This is a genomic window from Geobacillus sp. YF-1 (assembly GCF_052692335.1).
This window is the reverse complement of record NZ_CP199850.1, coordinates 3,096,797-3,116,890: the sequence shown is the minus strand read 5'-3', so window position 1 is coordinate 3,116,890 and position 20,094 is coordinate 3,096,797. Positions and strand designations below refer to the sequence as shown.

The following is a 20,094-nucleotide window of genomic DNA, read 5'->3' as shown; positions in this document are numbered from 1 at the left end:
ATTCGTCACGATCAACGATCGAATGAAATCCCCACACCGGCTGTTTCCTTCCAGCCGGAGAGTGTGCAGATGGCGGTAATGAAAGAAAAGCTTACCGATCAGGAGGCCGTGGTCACCATCGGTCAACAGGATGTCCGCGTCCGCTTTGTGGATGGTGTGCCGAGTGACCGTTCGTTTATGGTGCGGCTTGTGAAGCAAGAAGGGGGGACGTGGGTGGCGCAAGCGGTGCCCCTGTCGTCTATAGGGCGGTTTGTGCCAGCTTCATTGGACGATGGAATCGACCTATGGCTGTCAGCTCGTGGCATTCGCCTGACCGAAAAGGAAAAGGAAGCCGTTCGTCGCTTTTGGGAGACGGAAGGCGGCTCGATCAAACAAAAACAAGAAACGGTCGCTGCTTTGACGGCGAAACAGCTCGAGGTGACCGAGATACATTTGCGCCTAGCGCATGAAGCGCTCCACGGCCCGCCGCTCGGCGACCTGTTGGCGCCGTTGTTGACGAAAACAGAAGAACCGGAAGAAACCGATGAAGCAAAAGCGGCGTCTGTTCGTGAACAGACGGAGCGATGGGAAGGTTTGCGTGCGTACGCAGCTGCATCGGAGCTCGTTCTTCCCCCGGCAGAGGCGCGGACGTTTGTCATGACGGCAGTGACAGAAAAAATGAAGGAATTGGTCCACGATTTTCGCGTTTGGCAGCGTGATATGACCCGTCAGCTGGAACGATTTGTACATGCCGCGGCCCAGAAGACGCCAGAGCGAGCCGCGCCGCTTGTCGAGTCGCTCATTCATTCGCTTGACCGGATGTTGCTAAACGGGGACTGGCTGTTGTTTACCGATATGAAAACGGAAACGAAGCTGCTGGAGGCGGGGGCGAAGTTGGCAGAGGCGAAACGCGGCCTTGCGGAAGGAAAGATGGACGAAGCCGCTAAGACGGTGAGTGAAGTGAAAGCGTTGTTGGAGTCGCTTCGCTTTCAGCCGTCCGAGCAAAAGGTGATGCGCTTTTTTCTCGAATCGGACGAGCGGCAAGGCATGAAGCCGCACGAGCAGCTGTCGCGCATACTGAAACAAGCGTCCCAAGCGGCTCGTGACAACGCATTATCGGCGAGAGGCGTCGTTGAATCGCTGCGCCGCCTCGGCTTTTTCCATGAGCAAGAAGCGGCCCGGGCACTCTTGAGCGGAGAGCGGTTACCGCCGGCCGAGAATGTAAAGGCAATGCTGCTGTCATGGGTGGAGGAAGGAACCGCACCCGGGCAGGCGGAACGGGTGCTCATGAATCTTACCGGCCAACAGCTGCTCAACAAATTTACTGTTGACAGCCACACGCAAACGATGTTGTACCAGTGGCCGCTCTCGCTTCATGGTGAGATGGCGACCGTGCATGTGCACGTCAACGCTCGCAGCGGTAACGGACAGCTTGACTGGCAAAACTGCCGCCTCTACTTTTTGTTGGATACGAATCAAGGCAAAGTGGGGATTTCTTTGCAGGCGATCGAACGGCAGCTGTCCGTGACGGTGGAAACAGAATCCGAGAAATTGGCGGCAGTATTGCAGTCATACGCTTCGACAGTCAAAGATCATTTGGAACAGATCGGTTATCGGGTGCAACGCCTCGCTTTTCAACCGATGGACACCGAAGACGAAGAGCGAGCAGCGACAGACAGAATGAAGACGGAAAACGAAACGAGCCAGTGGGAGTGGACGATATGAACAGGCGCCGTTACGTCCCTGCGTTTACGTCGTATGAGCAACATCTCAGCCGGCAGCCCCGGCAGCTCGCCGATGAGGTGGCCGACAAGGCGGAACGGGCGGGCATTCCGCTGCCCCGCGACCGGGAGTTGCTCAGACAGCTGGCCGATCCGGTGCTGCGCGTCCCGCCGCAGCTTTACGCCGTGATCGGGGAAGTTTTACAATGGATTCAGAAGCTTGATGAACAAGACGGTAGGAGCGAAGGAGATGGAGATCAATAAAATTGCCAACACCCCATCGGTGCCAATCGGCAAAAAAGCGGCCGCTTCTTTTTCGCCATCTGTGTCATTTGCCGAGCTGACCGCCAAGGAGCAGGAAAAGCTGCGCAACGAGCGGTTGAAGCAGCTGGCGGATGAAATCGAACAGCAAGGACAAAAACTGGCCAAGTCGCGGACGGTTGACGATTTGCGGCGGTATAAGCAGCTCGTCAAACAATTGCTTGATGAAGCGGTGAACCATGGTTTGAAGCTGACGGAACAGTATGGGTTCCATTGGAGCGGCCGTTCTCGCGTCTATCAGATCGTCAAAACGATCGACCAAAAGCTGCTGGACGTCACCAACGCGGTGCTCGAACAAGAACGGTCGCGGATGGATTTGCTGCAGACGCTGGGGGAAATTCAAGGATTGATCATCAACTTGTATACGTAATGGCCACATGTGGGAGGGAGAAGGATGAGTTTAGAAAATTGCCCGGCCTGCGGTCGTCTGTTTGTCCGCTCGCCGTTTCGCGATATTTGCCCGTCTTGTCATGAAGAAGAAGAACGGCAATTTCAAATCGTAGCCCAATTTTTGCGGCGCCGGGAAAATCGGTTGGCCACGATGGAGCAGATCGTTGCGGCAACTGGAGTTTCTGAAATGTTGTTGACAAAATTCATCAAAAGCGGCCGATTAACGTTGGCGCAGTTGCCGAACTTAGGATATCCGTGCGACCGTTGCGGCAAGCTGATCCGCGAAGGAAGAATGTGCGCCGACTGTTCAAAAGATTTGCAAGGGCAGCTAGAAATGGTAAAGAAAGAGGAAGAACAGAAGAAACAACAAGCGTTTCGCACGTATTACACCGATAAAGGGCGAAACGGCCGCTAAACAAATGAGCGGATTGACCGATAATAGTAGTAAGACAACAATGTGCGGAACGGATAGGAGGAATCGCAGTGAGAATCGATCACCGGTTTTCGATGGGCGTTCATCCCTACCGTCAGTACGCGGGCATCCCTGAAGGAAAAACAGGGCAACCCGGACGGCGGGATCGGGTTGAAATTTCTGAGGAGGCAAAAGAACTGCAGCAACGCTCCACTTGGGCTGCCGAGCGGGAAGAGAAAGTGCGCCGGTTGAAGGAGCAAATCGACAGCGGAACGTATGAGATCGATGCCCGCGCTATCGCGGAGAAACTATACAAGTTCTATAAGGGCGATGGCCAATGAACACAAGGATAGAAAATCAGCGAACCGATGATGAACAGCGTTTGCCAGCATTGCGGCTGATGGCGATCCTTGACCGGCATCTGGCGTTGCACCGGCATTTGCTTCAATTGGCCTATCAAAAAACGGACGTATTAAAACGAGGCGATACGGACGGATTAATGCGGCTGATCCAAAAAGAACAACCGGCGATCGCCGCCATCCAGCAGCTCGAGCGCGAGCGAGCACAGCTCGTTGCCGCATGGTCTGGCGATGAGAATCCGCCATCATTAGCCGATTGCCTGCCGAAAATAGGCGGGGAGGAGCGGCAAAAAGTCGAACGGTTGGCAGACGAGCTCCTTGCCGTCATCCGCGAACTTCAGGCAGCCAACGAGCTGAACGGGCAGCTCATCCGCCAGTCTCTTCAGTGGGTGACCCTAATGCTTGATCAATGGCTGCCGCAGCCGCCCAACGTGACTTATACGGCGCCAAATCAGAACGCCGCCGCGCACGAGCGCGCGCGTTCACTCTTTGATTCGAAAGCATAGCAACGATCCGACGGGCGGCCAAAAGGAAAGCAACTGGAGCTGCTAAACAGAAAACCACACCCCATTATGGAAGGGGAAAAGGAGGAGCACGATGGGATCAACATTTCACGGGCTGGAAGTCGCCAAGCGCGGCATGGCCGTGCAGCAAATGGCGCTGTATACGACCGGCCATAACATTGCCAACGCCAACACGCCCGGCTATTCACGTCAGCGCGTCAACTTTGTCCAAAGCGAGCCGTACCCTCCAGCGTCCATGAACCGCCCGCAAATTCCGGGACAGATGGGGACGGGGGTCGAAGCGGGGTCGATTGAGCGGGTGCGCGACCGCTTTTTTGACTGGCAATACCGCGGCGAGAACAACAAGCTCGGCTATTGGCAAGCCCAAGCCGATGCGTTAAAAAAAATGGAGGACATTATGAACGAACCGTCCGACAGCGGTTTGTCGAAAACCATGGATCAATTTTGGCAGGCGCTCCAAGATTTAAGTGCAAACCCGGAAAACACAGGGGCCCGCTCGGTCGTGCGCCAGCGCGGACTGGCGGTGGTCGAGACGTTTCATTATTTGGCCGATTCGTTGACATCGATTCAAAACGATCTCGCCAATGAAATTCAAGTGACTGTCAAATCGATCAACTCGATCGCGGAACAGCTGTATAAAATCAACCAACAAATTGCCGAAGTCGAACCGCACGGCTACTTGCCGAACGATTTGTATGATGAGCGCGACCGGCTGCTCGATGAACTGTCCGCGCTCGTCAAAATCGAAGTCGAGCCGCGGCCAAGCGGAGGCAATGCGCTGAACATAGCGGAAGGTGCTTATGATGTTTATATTTTGGATGGCAACGGCCAGCGCCAGCTGTTGGTGAATGGCACCCAAGGATATCGGACGCTGTCCGTATCGCCGAGCGCTAGCGCTGCCCCGGAGACGCCAACCGGCCCGCTTACCGGACTGTCGCTTGGAGGATCGTCCATCCCGTTTGTCGCCTCCGGCAAGTTGAAAGGGTTGATCGAGGCCTACGGATATGATGACGGAAGCGGTGTCAAAGGCATTTATCCCGATATGTTGAAAAAACTCGATACCCTCGCGTATTCGTTCGCCAAGCGGTTTAACGAAGTGCACCAAACGGGGTATACGCTCAGCCCGAGCAACCCGGGAGGATTGTTTTTCACGGATTTAACGCAAGTGGACGGGGCAGCGAAAGCGATCCAATTGTCATCCAATATCGATGATTTAAACAACATCGCCGCTTCATCGGCGCCGAACGAACCGGGGAACGGCTTCAACGCCATTCGTCTCGCCAATGTCAAAAACAGCAATTTTGCCAACTTGCAAGATCCGGCGCCATCGGTCTCGTATCCAATCACGGCGGGCACGCTGCAGGCGTATTACGAAAGCATGATCGGCCAGCTGGCGGTCGATGCCCAACAGGCGAACCGCCTCGTCAACAACTCCGAAGTGCTCCGCCAGTCGGTGGAGGAACGGCGCCAGTCCGTCAGCGGGGTGTCGCTCGATGAGGAAATGACGAACATGATTCGGTTTCAGCACGCCTACAACGCGGCGGCGCGCACGATTACGACGATCGATGAGATGCTCGATAAAATCATTAACGGCATGGGAATTGTCGGAAGGTAGGTGAATGACGATGCGTGTCACGCAATCCATGCTGACGCAAAATATGTTGCGCAACTTGAGCCAAAGCTATGAACGACTCGGCAAAATTCAAGACCAGCTGTCAACCGGCAAAAAAATCGCCCGTCCGTCCGATGACCCGGTCGTCGCCATTAAAGGAATGGCCTACCGGACGAACTTAACCGAGGTCGAGCAGTTTAAACGCAATTTCTCCGAAGCCCATAACTGGATCGATGCATCCGACTCGGCGCTCAACGAAGCGACGCAAGTGCTCCAGCGCATTCGCGAGCTCGTCGTCCAAGCCAGCAACGATACGTATGAACAATCACAGCGCGCGCATATCGCAAAAGAGATCGATGAGCTAAAAAACCATTTGGTTTCCATTGCCAACACGCAAATCGCGGGCAAATACATTTTTAACGGCACGAACACCCTTCATCCGCCGGTCAATTTGGACGACCCAGTGAACAAAGTGTCGACGAACACAGAACAAGTGAAAATCGAGCTGTTAAAAGGCATCGAGCTACCGGTTAACGTCAATCCGACGCGCGTCTTTACGTATAGCGCGACTCCGGGACAAGGACTGTTCAGCGATTTAGAAGCGCTTGTGAATGACCTGGAAGCCGGCAAGAGCGGCCAAGAGCTGAACGTTTATGTATCGTATATGGACAAGCACATTGACAACGTCTTGGCCGAGCGGGCCGAGCTTGGCGCGCGAAACAACCGCCTTGAGCTGATGGAGGCGCGCGTCGATGAACAGGAAGTCATCGCCCAACAAATTTTGTCCGACAATGAAGACGCTGATATCGAACGGGTCATCACCGATTTAAAAACACAAGAAAGCGTGCACCGCGCCGCCCTCGGCGTCGGCGCCCGCATCATTCAGCCGACGCTGCTCGACTTTTTGCGCTAAGCGGGTAAGGGGGAAATGACGATGCAGCTGCCGCAAATTCGCCTGCAGTCAACGATGGCGAAAATCGCCATTGAAACCGTTCCGGCGAAACTGGAAATCCAACAGCCGCCTGCCGAGTTGGAAATCGAGCAGCCCCCGGCCCGACTCACGATCCGTACGACGCCGTCTAAGCTGACGATTGACCAGACAAAAGCGTGGGAAGACATGAATTTGGAACATATCTTCCGCCGCATCGAAAAGTTTGCCGAACAAGGATACAGCGATTGGCTGGACGGACTGGCCCGCGTCTCCCGTCAAGGCGACGAGCTCATGCGCATCGAGGACGGCGGCAACCCGATCGCCGAGCAGGCGAAAGAAAACAGCGAATCGCCGATGTACGAATTCAACATCGGCTGGGTGCCATCCCCGTTCAGCGTTCACATATCCTATACCCCGGCGGATGTGGATATTCGCTTTGCGACACACAAACCGATCATCCGCGCCCGCACGCATTCGCCGATCATTCGCTACACGCCGGGCGAGGTGGCGATTCGCCTCGCCCAGCGCCCGTCGCTGGACATTGATTTTGCCCATTTGCGCTTTGTCGGCGTCCAGTTTGATATGTTGATTTGAAAAGGTGTGAAAACATGAAGGTACGGACAAAATATCATGGTGAGATTGACATCGCTGAACAGGATATCGTCCGCTTCCCCCACGGCCTGCCCGGATTCGCAAACGAGAAGCGGTTCGTCCCTCTCCCGCTCGCCGACACGCCGTTTGTCATCTTGCAGTCGGTCGACACGCCCGCGCTCGGGTTTGTGCTGATCGAGCCGTTTTCCTACTTCCCGTCGTACGAGTTTGAACTCGACGAGGCGACGGTCGAACAGCTTGAGATCGAAAGCGAACGCGACGTCGCGGTGTATGTCATCCTCACCGTCGCCGACCCGTTTCACGAGACGACGGCGAACTTGCAGGCGCCTGTCGTCATCAACGTTCGCCAACGAACCGGCAAGCAAGTGATCTTAACGAACACCGCGTACAAAACGAAACATCGCCTCTTCCCGGACAAAGTGGCGACATAAAGGGGGCGGCCCGATGCTTGTCTTAACGCGCAAATTGAAAGAAGCGATCCAAATCGGCGATGACATCGAAATCACCGTCCTCGCCATTCAAGGCGATCAAGTGAAACTTGGCATCAACGCGCCCAAGCACATCGACATCCATCGCAAAGAAGTGTACCTCGCCATTCAAGCGGAAAACAGCGCCGCCTCCGAAGCGCCCGAAGCGTCGCTCGCCGCACTGACCGCCAAACTGAAGCAATGGAAACAACGATAACCCGAAGCGCCCAAGCGGCGCTTTTTTTCGTCCCGATGAAAAAATTTTTTCTCGTTCCCTATTAAACTTCCAAAAAACGCGCCGATATAAACAATGAGCGCGGCATACGGCGAAAGGCGGCCGACTTTCGCCCCATGCCAGCGCGTTCCACAAGGACGTGGAAAACATCATTCAAGGAGGAAGAGAACATGCGAATCAACCACAACATCGCGGCGTTGAACACGTATCGCCAACTGACGATCGGTCAAGGCGCCGCAGCGAAAAACATGGAAAAACTGTCTTCCGGTCTGCGCATCAACCGCGCGGGCGACGACGCAGCAGGTCTGGCGATCTCCGAAAAAATGCGCGGGCAAATTCGGGGGTTGGAGATGGCTTCGAAAAACTCCCAAGATGCGATCAGCCTCATCCAAACGGCAGAGGGGGCGTTGAACGAAACGCACTCGATCCTGCAACGGATGCGGGAGCTGGCGGTGCAAGCGGCGAATGATACGAACACTACTACTGACCGTCAACGATTACAAGAAGAAGTCGATCAATTAGCTAATGAAATTACTCGTATTTCTAACACCACAGAATTTAACACAATGAAGCTGTTAGATGGCTCAAAAGATAGTACTTCGAGTGTGACCGGTGCTGCAGATTTGACATTCCAAATTGGGGCTAATCAAGGTCAAACTATCACATTATCTATCAAGGCGATGGATGCCTTTACTTTAGGTGTTGCAAGTGGAACTGCTGCTACCAATGGTGGGGATGCTACTGTAACGTCAGGGATTGATATATCGAGCAGCGCGGCGGCTGCTACGGCTGCAATTACAACTATCCAAAATGCAATTGATACTGTATCAGCCGAACGTTCGAAGTTAGGTGCATACACGAATCGTCTCGAACACACGATCAACAACTTAGGCACTTCGGCGGAAAACTTAACTGCGGCTGAATCCCGCATCCGCGACGTCGATTATGCCTTAGCCGCTTAGCGGCGACAGGCACAGTCGTCCTAGCTGGAAACGGCTGGGAGTATCACCGGGTGAATTGCTGGGAAGCCCTGAGAGCCTTTGGCGCCACAACGGAGCTGGAAACGGCAGACGTGAGGGCGGAAAAAGCCGAAGGATTGGGCAATCAGCAGCCAAGCTCCTGTCCCGAAAGGGTGGAGAAGGTTCAACGACTAGGGCATACCGCCTACGGCGAGTGCTATGGCGATGAAGCCCGTAGGGTGAAGAGGATTTCCATCGTCCTCGCTCATCCGAAGCGCCCGGCCCCTAACAGGTCAAGCTGAGGGTGAAGATGTAGTCTTGTCCCGCACCGAAAGGGCGGGTGGCACGATGGCCAAAGAAATGATGGAATTCACGAAAAACAACATCTTGGCGCAAGCCGCGCAAGCGATGTTGGCTCAAGCGAACCAAGCTCCGCAGGGAGTATTGCAATTGCTTCGTTAATCATAAGACAGGGGGTGTCCCAAAAGGATTGGGATACCCTCTTTCGTTGCTATATATACGTGCTGACTGCTTCTACCGCACTATATGTTGTGTCTTTCTTGAGGGGAGATCGCCTTTTGGGTCAGCCCCGGTATTTTGTGGAATGTAACTATTTTATTTTGACTTCACATTCGGGAGTGAGGATGGGCATTGAGCAAATGATGCAGAAAAGTTGGTTGTACCATATCACTCATTATCGCAATCTTCCGTCTATCTTTGCCCAAGGCGGGCTCGTAGCGAATCATCTTGCCAAATCGAAAAAAATTTCTTATGTCGACATTGCACACGCCAGCATACAAGATCGGCGGTTGACCACAGAGGTTCCATTGCCCCCATTTGGCACCTTGCATGATTACGTCCCCTTTTATTTTGCACCCCGTTCCCCGATGTTATATGCTATAAACAAAGGACGTGTAGAAGGGTACAAAGGTGGACAAGATGAAATCGTCTATCTTTTGACCCGGACGGATCTCATTCATTTAAGCGGTTTGTCATATGTGTTTACGGATGGGCATCCGGTGATGAAAGTAACGGATTTTTACCAAGACCTTTATGAGTTGAGTCAAATTGATTGGGATATTATGCGCTCAACATATTGGCATGATACCGAAGAGGACCCTGATCGCAAACGAAGAAGGCAAGCCGAGTTTCTGGTTTATCAGTTTGTCCCGATTCATCTTCTTGCCGCCATCGCTGTAAAAAGCAGAGAATGGGAGCTGATCGTCAGGAAAATCGCGGCCCAGCACCGTTACCAAGGTTCCATTATCGTCCGCCCAGAGTGGTATTTTTAAAGGGGTGAAGGTGATGATCATCCGAAAAAAGGGGAATCTTTTGGAAGATGAGTCCGAGGCGTTAGTTAATACAGTCAATTGTGTCGGCGTTATGGGCAAGGGAATCGCTTTGCAGTTTAAACAGGCGTATCCGGAAATGTTTTCCGAATATGAAAAAGCGTGTCGGCGCGGGGAAGTGCAAATTGGAAAGATGCATGTCTTTTCGACAGGAACATTGCTTCCTCCGAAGTATATTATTAACTTTCCAACTAAACGTCATTGGAGACATCGTTCACGCCTCGAAGATATTGAGCAGGGGCTTGCGGATTTGGTGAATGTTGTTAAGGAATTAAACATTCATTCGATTGCTCTTCCTCCCCTTGGCTGCGGTAATGGCGGTCTTCGCTGGGAAGTGGTGCGTCCGAAAATTGAAGCCGCGTTTGCTTCGCTGCAAGATGTGACTGTTCATTTATATGAACCAGCTGGCAGCCCACAACCGGACCGAATGAACATCCGGACGAGCCGACCGAGAATGACAAGGGCGCGCGCCTTGTTGCTTTTGCTGATGAATGATTATTTGCTTCCAGGGTATCACTTGTCGTTATTGGAAGTGCAAAAACTCGCTTATTTTCTCCAAGAGGTAGGGGAGCCATTAAAGCTGCGGTTTGTGAAGGGGGAATATGGTCCGTATGCAGACAATTTGAATCATGTGTTGCTGCGGATCAACGGCCATTTTCTCTCGGGAGTTGGTGATCGCAGCGGCAGGGCGGAAATTCGCGTGTTGCCTCATGCGGTTCAAGAAGCGGAGAAGCAGCTGCACGAAGATGTTGAGGCGAACAATCATTTGAAACGTGTGCGTATGATCATTCGTGGATTTGAAACGCCATACGGCTTGGAGCTGTTGGCTACGGTGCACTGGGTGGTCAAAGAACACCCTCACATCAAAAACGACCTCGATGCGGTCGCCGATGCCGTGGGCAGTTGGAATGAGCGGAAAAGAAAACTGTTTCCTAAGCGGCATATTGCTAAGGCGTTGACCCATTTATGCCAAGTTTGTGTGTTTGATTAGGTTACTTTGGTTTTTTGGGAATAATTTCAATAAAAAAATGGAAGATAAGGTTTTCCTTTGTGAGCAAGCTGGAGAGAAGGTGATGATGTCGCCAAGCCGGAGGAAGGCGGTTTGTTTGCTTTGGCCTTTCTCAAACGGATTGCCGTCCATTGGCTTTCCCGTTATGCGTCAGTCAGCGGGTGTCATCGTTTTTCATCGGTCTTTTCAAGGGGCTGGTGAAAAACGATCTCTTCCCGCTCTGACAGCAGGCTTCACGAACAGTACAGGCCGTTATTCGTTGAGAAGTTTTCTTTTGCAAGGGTTCTCCGTTAAAAAGAGGCGGTCATCCGTCCAAAACATCTTCGTCCTCATTCGTTTTGCGGTTGTCTCTATTCCGTTCGTTGTTTTCAGCCACTTTCCCCCAAATGAAATTCCCCTTCCCCCCTTTACATCTCCTGCTTCCCATCCGATATAAACGATAGAAAGCGTCCAACACTAAAGGAGCGGATCGTATGACGATTGAACGGTTGTCTTCTTCGTTTCCTTCGTATGAACCGATGCGAAATGACCAAGCGAAGGCGAATGCTGGGGTGACGGCGGTGCGGCCGTCAGAAGGGGAGGAGTCGGCTTCTTCTCCTGCACGGGTGTTTTCGCACGATGAGCTCGAGAATGTGGTCAATGGGTTGAATGAGTTGTTGCAGCCAAGCCATACATCGATCCGGTTTGAGCTGCATAAAGAGCTGAATGAGTACTATGTGCAAGTGATCGATGAAAAGACGCATGAGGTGATCCGCGAAATTCCGCCGAAGAAGCTGCTGGATACGTATGCGGCGATGATGGAGTTTGTCGGATTGTTGGTGGATCGAAAAATTTAACGGTGGTGAAGACAGATGGCAGGGAATTTGCGCATTAGCGGTTTGGCGAGCGGGATGGACATTGACAAAATGGTCAGTGATTTAATGAAAGCGGAGCGAGTGCCGCTTGATAAATTGAAGCAAAAAAAGCAGCTGCTTGAGTGGCAGCGCGATGATTACCGGGCGATGAACACGCTGCTGCAAGGGCTGGATGATTACTTGTTTTCGAACATCACTCTCCAAAGCAGCATGCTCAAAAAAACGGTCTCAAGCTCGAATGAGGCGGCCGTAACGGCGACCGCGAGCTCCAGCGCGGCGAATGTGGCGACGACGATTCAGGTCGATCGGGTGGCCACCTCGGCCGTCTGGCTGTCCGATGAAGCGGTAAGGGTGGACAAGGCGAGTTTTTCCGTTGCCGCTGATACGACGTTGACAATCAATGTGACGAATGGGGATGGAAGCACGAAGCAGGCGACGATCACCGTGAAACAAGGAACGACGCTGGACGGGTTGATCGCCCAGCTCAACAACAATGCCGATCTTGGCGTCAGCGCGTTTTACGATGAAAAAACCGGGCGGATTTCGATCATGAAAAAAGAGACGGGGGCGCAGGCGAGCCTGGTGCTCGCTGATCAGACGACGGCTGACTTTTTCGCGCAAAAGCTTGGGTTTACGGGAGCCGCGGCAGGGCAGGATTTGACAGGAAAAACAGCGGGGCAAGACGCGCAAGTGACAATTAACGGCTTGACGACGACCCGTTCGTCGAACACGTTTACGATTAACGGTGTGACGTATACGGTCAAAGGGACGGGGACGGCGATGGTGTCGGTTTCGACCGATGTCGACGCGATGGTGAACGCGATAAAAGGGTTTGTCGATAAATACAATGAAGTGATCGACAAAATCAACGCCGAGTTGAAAGAAGAGCGCTACCGCGACTATCCGCCGCTCACCGATGAACAAAAAGAAGCGATGACGGAAAAACAAGTGGAGTTGTGGGAAGAAAAAGCGCGGAGCGGCATGCTTCGCAGCGATTCGATTTTGTCGAGCGCCCTCAGCCAAATGCGGATGAATTTGTACACGAAAGTGGAAGGGGCGAACATTCCGAGCGGGTTTTCCCAGCTGACGCAGCTTGGCATCACGACGTCGTCGAACTACCTCGATGGCGGGAAATTGATCATTGACGAGACGAAGCTGCGCGAGAAAATCAAAGAAAACCCGGAAGCGGTGTACCAGCTGTTTAATCAGGATAGCACGAATCAAGCGGAAAAAGGCATCGCCCGCCGTTTGCGCGATACGATCAAGGCAACGATCGGAAAGATTGAGCAGAAGGCGGGGAAGACGATTTGGACGAACCAGCAGTTTGCGATCGGGCGCGACTTGATTCAAATTAATGACCAGATTGACCGTTTTCAAGACCGCTTGAAACAAATTGAAGACCGCTACTATCGCCAATTCACCGCGATGGAAGAGGCGATTCAGCGCGCCAATCAGCAAAGCATGTATTTGATGAACGCCTTTGGTGGCGGCACGCAAGGGTGAGCGGGCGACGGGATGAACCGCTCGCGGAAGGTGGGGCGACCGTGCCTCGAATGACAAGGCGGGCGTGCGATTTGGTGTTTAGGCCAGCTGCGCGGATCGGCAGCGGTGGTGTCGGGGTTGATGTGTTCTGCGCAGGCGTGGCGCCCCGCGCCGTTTAGCGGAACCGTGGCTATATACATGTTCATTAAAAAATGAACATTTGGCTTCTCCTGCAACGAGTTTCCTCCCTTATGGCTCAGCTTACAGGTTGAGCCTACAGGGTCTTTGCAGGAAATGATGCAGCGCTTAGGATGTGCAAGGATAACGGAGGGGTTAACTCTTCATGTTGCATGTATATAGTTTCGTTCAACGGGGGTGGGGGAAGAGAACGGCTCTCTTCTTTGGAGAATTCCCGGCTGGACAATGGAGCGAGAAGGAGTGAAGGTCATGGCTATGAACAACCCATATCAACAATATCAAACGAATGCGGTGCAGACGGCGTCGCCTGGCGAGCTGACGCTCATGCTGTATAACGGTTGCTTGAAGTTTATCAAGCTCGCGCGCCAAGCGATCGAGACGGGCGATGTGGCGGCGCGCAACGAGAACTTGATTAAAGCGCAAAAGATTATTTTGGAATTGATGGCGACACTGAAAATGGAATATGACGTCGCCAAATCGATGATGACGATGTATGACTACATCTACCGCCGCTTGGTCGAGGCGAATGTGAAACACGATGCGGCGATTTTGGATGAAGTGGAAGGGTATGTCGCGGAGTTTCGTGATACGTGGAAGCAAGTGATTCAATTGAATCGGCAGCAACAATATGCCGAAGGCGGGCAGGCGTAATGAGCGTGCGCGAAGTTTGGCAGTTGACGCGCGAATTGCTTGAAGCGACTGCGCTGCCGTGGCCAGCGGAGGAGCGCGAGGAGCGGCTGGTGAAGGTCGATGAGTTGCTGCGGCGGCGCGAGGAGTGGCTTCGGGAGCTGCGTCCGCCCTACGGCGAGGAAGAGCAGCGGCTTGGCCGCGAGATCGTTGCTTGGAATCGAGAGATTGAAGGGCGGCTTCGTCAAGTGCGCGATGAGATTGGCAGCGATTTGCGGATCACCGAGGCGAAGCGGCAGGCGAATGTCCGCTATGCTCATCCGTACGAGCAGCCACTTTCATTTGATGGAATGTTTTACGATAAACGGCGATAGGTGGAATGGATATGGAACCATTGACGAGTGACGCGCTCGACATTATTCGCCAATACGCCGCGTTGCTCGAGACGGTCGAGGAAGGTCTCGACTATGTGGCGGCGAGCTTTTCTGACCCGCGGCGGATGCATGCGGACGTGCTGCTGTCCGATGTGTTGCTGGCGCTTGGGAAAATCGGCGAGACGAACGTTTACTTATGTCGTCTGTTCGCTGCTGAGGGGGAGTTGACGGGCGAGATCGAGCGGTTTGCCGAGGTGCTCGCCGCGGCTGCGGCGCTTGACGGGCAGTTTGCTGATCTGGCGGCCAAGGAGCGGATCGTTTGCGAACGGTTGTCGCCGGCGTTTCAAGCTTGGAAGACGGCGGTTTCCGGCCGGCTGCGGCGGTATGTCGTGCAGTGAAGAACGAATGGCGGCGCTTTGCCAGCCGTTGGCATGTCGTGCAGTGAAGAATGAACGGCGGTGTTTTGCCAGCCATTCAAGCGAAAGCGGGTGTCCTCTGGATGGAAGCGAGGGCACCCGCTTTGGTTCGGCAGGGCGAAGGAAACCGATCGTTCGTTCGCCTGTTTTTGCCGCGGCGGCAAAAGAGTCAAACGGCCTTGACAATAGTGATGTTCATTTCTTTTCGCAAGTCGATTTCATACGGGCTTTTCAGCTCCTCGCCTGCCGGATTTTTGATGACACGGATGATCGGCCGGAGCGGGAAGCCGGGAAATACTTGCGAGACAACGCCAATGTGTCCGGTATTGAGCAGCACCGTCGTAGCGACCGGGTAGATGGCGATGTAGGAAAGAAACAGTTGAATCAGTTCGTAGTCAAGAACGCCGCCGGCGGCGGATAAGTATTCAGCCGCTTCGTGCGGCGAATATTGTTTTCGGTGGTAGCGTGCCGATGTCAAGGCGTCAAAGACGTCAGCGATGGCGACGATGCGCGCGTACTCGTGAATCTCATTTCCAGACAGCGCGCGCGGGTAGCCGCTGCCGTCGCACCGTTCGTGATGCTGCAGGGCGCAATGGGCAGAAAAAAGCGAAATGTTGCGCTGGCGCCGCAAAAGTTCAAAGCCGAGATATGTATGCCGGCGGACGATGTCCTGTTCCTCTTCGGTCAGTCGGCCTTTTTTTCGCCATAGTCCGTCCGGGAGCTGGGTCATGCCGATGTCAAACAGCAATGCTCCAACGCCAAGGTCGAGCAACTGCTGGGGGCGGTAGCCTTTGGCGATGCCGATGACGCCGGCGATCGTGGCGACGTTGACCGAATGATGGAAAAAGTAGCCGTTGGAGATGACTAAATCCGACATGTTAATGAGCAAATTTTCTTGCGTCAACAAGTAATCCAAAATGTTTTTGAACACTTTCTCATACTCTTTTCCTAAATCAAGCGACGAGACGCGGCGAAGCAGTTTTTTCTGATCGATCAGCGCCGTCATCGTCTCATACACTTTTTTCACCGCCTGTTGGCGCACGGTCGGGCTGATGAGCGGGCGCGGACGGATGTCATAGGTTTGCTTGTCGTCAATATAAATGTATTGAATCCCTTTTTGCGCCAGCGATTCGATGTAACCGCTTGTCAGCCGAACGCCGCGCGAAAGCAACACGCTGCCATTGGCGGAAAATAAATCAACGGCGAGGACGTCCCCGCTTTTGGCATGGGAAATATGGACTTTCCTCATTACACTCACACGCTCCAGCTGTTTAGGATCATAAGGAGAAACTCCTATGCCTATCTTACCATATTCTTTCATGTTTTTCACAAAATCTTCAAAAAGATTTTTGATTGAATCGGAAGATGAATGGGTAATAAAAAGATGTAGAGGTTTATATAGTTTTTAAGATAAGGAGTGGTCAGCGATGATGTATCACATTCGCGGGGAAAACATTGACGTCACGCCAGCTTTGCGCGACTACGTGGAGAAAAAAATTGGGAAATTGGGCCGCTACTTTGAGGATACTGACGACGTGCATGTGCATGTCAATTTAAAAGTATATAATGATGGACAAGGAAAAATCGAAGTGACCATTCCGATGCCGCATTTGTTGCTGCGGGCTGAAGAGCGCCATAACGATATGTATGCGGCCATTGATTTAGTGGCCGATAAATTGGAGCGGCAAATTCGCAAGCATAAAACGAAAGTGAACCGGAAGCTGCGCGACCGCGAAAAAGAAATGAAGGCGACTGCTCCGGTGCCCAACGGTCCTAGCGCGGCCGAGAGCGAAGATGAATTTGAAATCGTGCGCACGAAACATTTCAGCTTAAAGCCGATGGACAGCGAGGAAGCGATTTTGCAGATGAATTTGTTAGGGCACAACTTCTTTATTTTCACGAACGCGGAAACGAACCGGACGAACATTGTTTATCGTCGCAAAGACGGCAAATACGGGCTCATTGAGGCGAATTGAACCACTCTTCTATACGCATCCCCCGCTTTTTTTGGCAGGGGATGCTATAATATGTGTGAACAGAGCAAAAGGGGAGAACGATGGAAGAACTGCTGCGGCAAATATTGTTCAAGTTGGATAACATGGAAAAAGGATTTTTGGCGTTTCAAGAAGAAACTCGCCAACGGTTCACGCAGATTGACGAGCGGTTTGCTCAGATTGACGAACGGTTTGCGCAAATTGATGAGCGGTTTGCGCAAATTGACGGACGGTTTGCCCAGATTGACGAACGGTTTGCGCGGATTGACGAATGTTTTGCTCAAATGAATGAGCGTTTTGTGCAGATCGATGGCCGTTTAGCAGAAATGAGTGGGCAAATGGGTTCATTGACGACTCGTGTTGAAGCGCTTGAAGGACGCGTCGATGAAATGAGCAAGCGCATTAGCGGGCTTGAACAAGAAATGGGAGAGGTGAAAGCACGATTAGACCGTGTAGAAGCGGAGTTGGCAGAAGTGAAAGAAACGCTTCATGGCGTCGAAACACAGCTTGTGGATGATGTGCAACTATGGCTGCGCAAAATTCATGAAAAAGTAGAGGAGAAAAGTTTTGAAATTGATGCGCTGAATCGGCGCCTTCACCATGCGGAAGCGGCGATTGAGCAGCTTCAGTCCAAGGCGTGATCCCCTCTCTTGGATATGCCCCTCTCTAAGCCTGTACAACAGTTGTCACCGATCCCTGTCTAATGATATGATGAAGAAGTGAGTCCATGAAAAATAAGGAGCGTTTCCTATGCTTGGAGTCTTAAAAAATGTATTTGACCCGAACAAGCGTCAGTTGGCAAGACTGGAGAAAATCGCGGATCAAGTCGATGCGCTCGGTCCGGAGATGGCGCGATTGTCGGATGAACAGCTGCGGCAAAAAACCGAGGAGTTTAAAGCCCGCTATCAGCAAGGCGAATCGCTCGATGACTTGCTGGTTGAGGCGTTTGCTGTTGTGCGCGAAGGAGCGAAGCGCGTCCTCGGCTTGTACCCATATAAAGTGCAAATTATGGGCGGCGTTGTCTTGCATGAAGGCGACATCGCCGAGATGAAAACCGGGGAAGGGAAAACGTTGACGGCGACGATGCCCGTCTATTTGAACGCCTTGACAGGGCGCGGCGTGCATGTCGTGACGGTCAACGAATACTTGGCGACGCGCGACGCGACGGAAATGGGCAAGCTGTACGAGTTTTTAGGCATGACCGTCGGCTTGAACTTAAGCGGCATGTCGCGCGAAGAAAAGCAGGCGGCGTACAACGCCGACATTACGTACGGAACGAACAACGAGTTTGGTTTCGACTATTTGCGCGACAACATGGTCCTCTATAAGGAGCATATTGTGCAGCGGCCGCTTTATTACGCCATCATTGACGAGGTCGACTCGATTTTGATCGATGAAGCGCGGACGCCGCTTATCATTTCCGGTACGGCGCAAAAGTCGACAAAGCTGTACGTGCAGGCGAACGCGTTTGTGCGCACGTTGCGCAAAGACGTCGATTACACATACGATGAAAAAACGAAAAGCGTCCAGCTCACTGAGGAAGGGATGAACAAAGCTGAGCGGGCGTTTGGCATCGATAACTTGTTCGATTTGAAACACGTCACGCTCAACCACCACATTCAGCTGGCGCTTAGAGCGCACGTGACGATGCAGCGCGACGTTGATTACGTCGTGCAAGACGGCAAAGTGATCATCGTCGACCCGTTCACCGGGCGTTTGATGCACGGCCGCCGCTACAGCGACGGGCTCCATCAGGCGATCGAAGCGAAGGAAGGGCTCGAGATTCAAAACGAGTCGATGACCTTAGCCACGATTACATTCCAAAACTATTTCCGCATGTATGAAAAATTGGCGGGGATGACCGGGACGGCGAAAACGGAGGAAGAGGAGTTCCGCAACATTTACAACATGCGCGTCGTCGTCATCCCGACGAATCGTCCGGTCATTCGCGAAGACCGTCCGGATTTGATTTACCGAACGATGGAAGGGAAGTTCCGCGCCGTTGTTGAAGATATCGCCGCCCGCCATGCGAAAGGGCAGCCGGTGCTGGTTGGGACAGTGGCGATCGAGACATCGGAACTGCTGTCCGAGATGCTCAAAAAACGTGGCATCCCGCACAACGTCTTAAACGCGAAAAACCATGCGAAAGAGGCGGAAATCATCGCCCAAGCCGGGCAAAAAGGCGCGGTGACGATCGCGACGAACATGGCCGGGCGCGGGACGGACATTAAGCTCGGCGAAGGGGTCAAAGAGCTCGGGGGATTGGCCGTCATTGGCACGGAGCGTCACGAAAGCCGGCGGATCGACAACCAGCTGCGCGGCCGCTCCGGACGCCAAGGCGACCCGGGGGTATCGCAGTTTTACTTGTCGCTTGAAGACGAGCTGATGCGCCGCTTCGGCTCTGAGAGCCTCATGGCCATGATGGACCGCCTTGGCATGGACGATTCGCAGCCGATTCAAAGCAAAATGGTGACGAAAGCGGTCGAGTCGGCGCAAAAACGGGTGGAAGGCAACAACTTCGACGCCCGCAAACAGCTGCTTCAATACGACGATGTGCTGCGCGAACAGCGGGAAATTATTTACCGCCAGCGCTACGAAGTGCTCGATTCCGACAACTTGCGCGGCATTGTTGAAAAGATGATCCAATCGGTGATCGAGCGCGTCGTCCACGCTCATACGCCGAAAGAAGACTTGCCGGAAGAGTGGAACCTAAAAGGGCTCGTCGATTATCTCAACGCTCATCTGCTTCCGGAAGGCGATGTGACGGAAGCCGACTTGCGGGGCAAAGAGCCGGAAGAGATGATCGAGCTCATTTGGGCGAAAGTCAAAGCGCGTTATGACGAAAAAGAAGCGCAAATTCCGCCGGAACAAATGCGCGAGTTTGAACGCGTCGTCGTCTTGCGCGCCGTTGACATGAAATGGATGAACCATATTGACGAGATGGAGCAGCTCCGCCAAGGCATCCATTTGCGCGCTTACGGGCAGGTTGATCCGCTCCGCGAATACCAAATGGAAGGGTATGCGATGTTTGAAAACATGATCGCCTCGATTGAAGAGGAAGTCGCCACCTATATCATGAAAGCGGAAATCCAGTATAATCTCGAGCGCCAGGAAGTGGCGAAAGGCGAGGCGGTTCATCCGAAGGAAGACGGTGAGGAGCCGAAGAAAAAACCGGTCCGCAAGGCGGTGCGCGTCGGCCGCAACGACCCGTGCCCGTGCGGCAGCGGGAAAAAGTATAAACATTGTTGCGGAAGAGCGGTGTGACCGTT

The 20,094-nt window shown here is 53.1% G+C and carries 23 protein-coding genes and 1 pseudogene; 23 read left to right on the top strand and 1 reads right to left on the bottom strand.

The window, feature by feature from the left end; all coding sequences use genetic code 11:
* The first annotated feature begins 69 nt into the window (after nt 1–69).
* The 20 genes and pseudogenes from ACTVIM_RS15510 to ACTVIM_RS15415 all read left to right on the top strand — a co-directional run bounded on the left by ACTVIM_RS15510 (nt 70) and on the right by ACTVIM_RS15415 (nt 14,813).
* On the top strand, nt 70–1,704 hold the full coding sequence (locus tag ACTVIM_RS15510; RefSeq protein WP_445613105.1) for a hypothetical protein: 1,635 nt from the start codon (nt 70–72) through the stop codon (nt 1,702–1,704).
* On the top strand, nt 1,701–1,964 hold the full coding sequence (locus ACTVIM_RS15505; protein ID WP_445613104.1) for a flagellar biosynthesis protein FlhB: 264 nt from the start codon (nt 1,701–1,703) through the stop codon (nt 1,962–1,964). The genes ACTVIM_RS15510 and ACTVIM_RS15505 overlap by 4 nt, the downstream gene beginning before the upstream one ends.
* Entirely contained in the window at nt 1,951–2,391 is a 441-nt protein-coding gene (locus ACTVIM_RS15500) for a YaaR family protein (protein ID WP_445613103.1), read from the top strand. Before ACTVIM_RS15505 ends, ACTVIM_RS15500 begins: the two co-directional genes overlap by 14 nt.
* Before the next feature lie 24 nt (nt 2,392–2,415).
* On the top strand, nt 2,416–2,826 hold the full coding sequence (locus ACTVIM_RS15495) for a TIGR03826 family flagellar region protein (RefSeq protein WP_144976420.1): 411 nt from the start codon (nt 2,416–2,418) through the stop codon (nt 2,824–2,826).
* 68 nt (nt 2,827–2,894) lie between these two features.
* Nucleotides 2,895–3,164, top strand: coding sequence for a flagellar biosynthesis anti-sigma factor FlgM (gene flgM / locus ACTVIM_RS15490; RefSeq protein ID WP_445613102.1), 270 nt, complete (start codon nt 2,895–2,897; stop codon nt 3,162–3,164).
* Nucleotides 3,161–3,688: a flagellar protein FlgN gene (locus tag ACTVIM_RS15485; RefSeq protein ID WP_445613101.1), complete on the top strand. Its 528-nt coding sequence runs from the start codon at nt 3,161–3,163 to the stop codon at nt 3,686–3,688. Before flgM ends, ACTVIM_RS15485 begins: the two co-directional genes overlap by 4 nt.
* A 91-nt stretch (nt 3,689–3,779) precedes the next feature.
* Nucleotides 3,780–5,321 carry a flagellar hook-associated protein FlgK gene (gene flgK / locus ACTVIM_RS15480; RefSeq protein WP_445613100.1) on the top strand — a complete coding sequence of 514 codons (1,542 nt, stop codon included), beginning with the start codon at nt 3,780–3,782 and terminating at the stop codon, nt 5,319–5,321.
* A gap of 10 nt (nt 5,322–5,331) precedes the next feature.
* On the top strand, nt 5,332–6,231 hold the full coding sequence (gene flgL, locus ACTVIM_RS15475) for a flagellar hook-associated protein FlgL (RefSeq protein ID WP_445613099.1): 900 nt from the start codon (nt 5,332–5,334) through the stop codon (nt 6,229–6,231).
* Nucleotides 6,232–6,252: 21 nt separating this feature from the next.
* Nucleotides 6,253–6,843, top strand: coding sequence for a DUF6470 family protein (locus ACTVIM_RS15470; protein ID WP_445613098.1), 591 nt, complete (start codon nt 6,253–6,255; stop codon nt 6,841–6,843).
* A 14-nt stretch (nt 6,844–6,857) separates the two neighbouring features.
* Complete coding sequence (fliW, locus tag ACTVIM_RS15465) at nt 6,858–7,292, top strand: flagellar assembly protein FliW (protein ID WP_445613097.1); 435 nt, start codon at nt 6,858–6,860, stop codon at nt 7,290–7,292.
* Nucleotides 7,293–7,305: 13 nt separating this feature from the next.
* Nucleotides 7,306–7,545: a carbon storage regulator CsrA gene (gene csrA / locus ACTVIM_RS15460; protein WP_144329921.1), complete on the top strand. Its 240-nt coding sequence runs from the start codon at nt 7,306–7,308 to the stop codon at nt 7,543–7,545.
* Nucleotides 7,546–7,733: 188 nt separating this feature from the next.
* On the top strand, nt 7,734–8,525 hold the full coding sequence (locus ACTVIM_RS15455) for a flagellin N-terminal helical domain-containing protein (RefSeq protein WP_445613096.1): 792 nt from the start codon (nt 7,734–7,736) through the stop codon (nt 8,523–8,525).
* 342 nt (nt 8,526–8,867) lie between these two features.
* Nucleotides 8,868–8,984, top strand: a pseudogene (locus ACTVIM_RS15450) (flagellin); the annotation flags it as partial.
* A gap of 182 nt (nt 8,985–9,166) precedes the next feature.
* Nucleotides 9,167–9,814 (top strand): type II toxin-antitoxin system toxin DNA ADP-ribosyl transferase DarT, encoded by a 648-nt coding sequence (darT, locus tag ACTVIM_RS15445; protein ID WP_445613095.1) that lies wholly within the window; start codon nt 9,167–9,169, stop codon nt 9,812–9,814.
* 13 nt (nt 9,815–9,827) lie between these two features.
* The gene (darG, locus tag ACTVIM_RS15440) at nt 9,828–10,862 is read left to right on the top strand and encodes a type II toxin-antitoxin system antitoxin DNA ADP-ribosyl glycohydrolase DarG (protein WP_445613094.1); all 1,035 of its coding nucleotides are present in this window, start codon (nt 9,828–9,830) and stop codon (nt 10,860–10,862) included.
* Nucleotides 10,863–11,353: 491 nt separating this feature from the next.
* On the top strand, nt 11,354–11,716 hold the full coding sequence (flaG, locus tag ACTVIM_RS15435; RefSeq protein WP_445613093.1) for a flagellar protein FlaG: 363 nt from the start codon (nt 11,354–11,356) through the stop codon (nt 11,714–11,716).
* 15 nt (nt 11,717–11,731) lie between these two features.
* Nucleotides 11,732–13,237: a flagellar hook-associated protein 2 gene (locus ACTVIM_RS15430; RefSeq protein WP_445613092.1), complete on the top strand. Its 1,506-nt coding sequence runs from the start codon at nt 11,732–11,734 to the stop codon at nt 13,235–13,237.
* A 426-nt stretch (nt 13,238–13,663) separates the two neighbouring features.
* Nucleotides 13,664–14,065, top strand: coding sequence for a flagellar export chaperone FliS (fliS, locus tag ACTVIM_RS15425; RefSeq protein ID WP_445613091.1), 402 nt, complete (start codon nt 13,664–13,666; stop codon nt 14,063–14,065).
* Nucleotides 14,065–14,415, top strand: coding sequence for a flagellar protein FliT (locus tag ACTVIM_RS15420; protein ID WP_445613090.1), 351 nt, complete (start codon nt 14,065–14,067; stop codon nt 14,413–14,415). The genes fliS and ACTVIM_RS15420 overlap by 1 nt, the downstream gene beginning before the upstream one ends.
* An 11-nt stretch (nt 14,416–14,426) precedes the next feature.
* Entirely contained in the window at nt 14,427–14,813 is a 387-nt protein-coding gene (locus ACTVIM_RS15415) for a hypothetical protein (protein WP_445613089.1), read from the top strand.
* Nucleotides 14,814–15,000: 187 nt separating this feature from the next.
* On the opposite strand, the gene ACTVIM_RS15410 is transcribed toward ACTVIM_RS15415, so the two are convergent.
* Nucleotides 15,001–16,080 carry an HD-GYP domain-containing protein gene (locus ACTVIM_RS15410; protein WP_445613088.1) on the bottom strand — a complete coding sequence of 360 codons (1,080 nt, stop codon included), beginning with the start codon at nt 16,078–16,080 and terminating at the stop codon, nt 15,001–15,003.
* Nucleotides 16,081–16,258: 178 nt separating this feature from the next.
* On the opposite strand from ACTVIM_RS15410, the gene hpf reads away from it, so the two are divergent.
* From hpf to secA, 3 genes are all read left to right on the top strand, one after another.
* Nucleotides 16,259–16,807: a ribosome hibernation-promoting factor, HPF/YfiA family gene (gene hpf, locus ACTVIM_RS15405; RefSeq protein WP_445613087.1), complete on the top strand. Its 549-nt coding sequence runs from the start codon at nt 16,259–16,261 to the stop codon at nt 16,805–16,807.
* 80 nt (nt 16,808–16,887) lie between these two features.
* Nucleotides 16,888–17,466: a hypothetical protein gene (locus tag ACTVIM_RS15400; RefSeq protein ID WP_445613086.1), complete on the top strand. Its 579-nt coding sequence runs from the start codon at nt 16,888–16,890 to the stop codon at nt 17,464–17,466.
* Between the two features lie 109 nt (nt 17,467–17,575).
* Nucleotides 17,576–20,089, top strand: coding sequence for a preprotein translocase subunit SecA (gene secA / locus ACTVIM_RS15395; RefSeq protein ID WP_061912571.1), 2,514 nt, complete (start codon nt 17,576–17,578; stop codon nt 20,087–20,089).
* Nucleotides 20,090–20,094 lie beyond the last annotated feature (5 nt).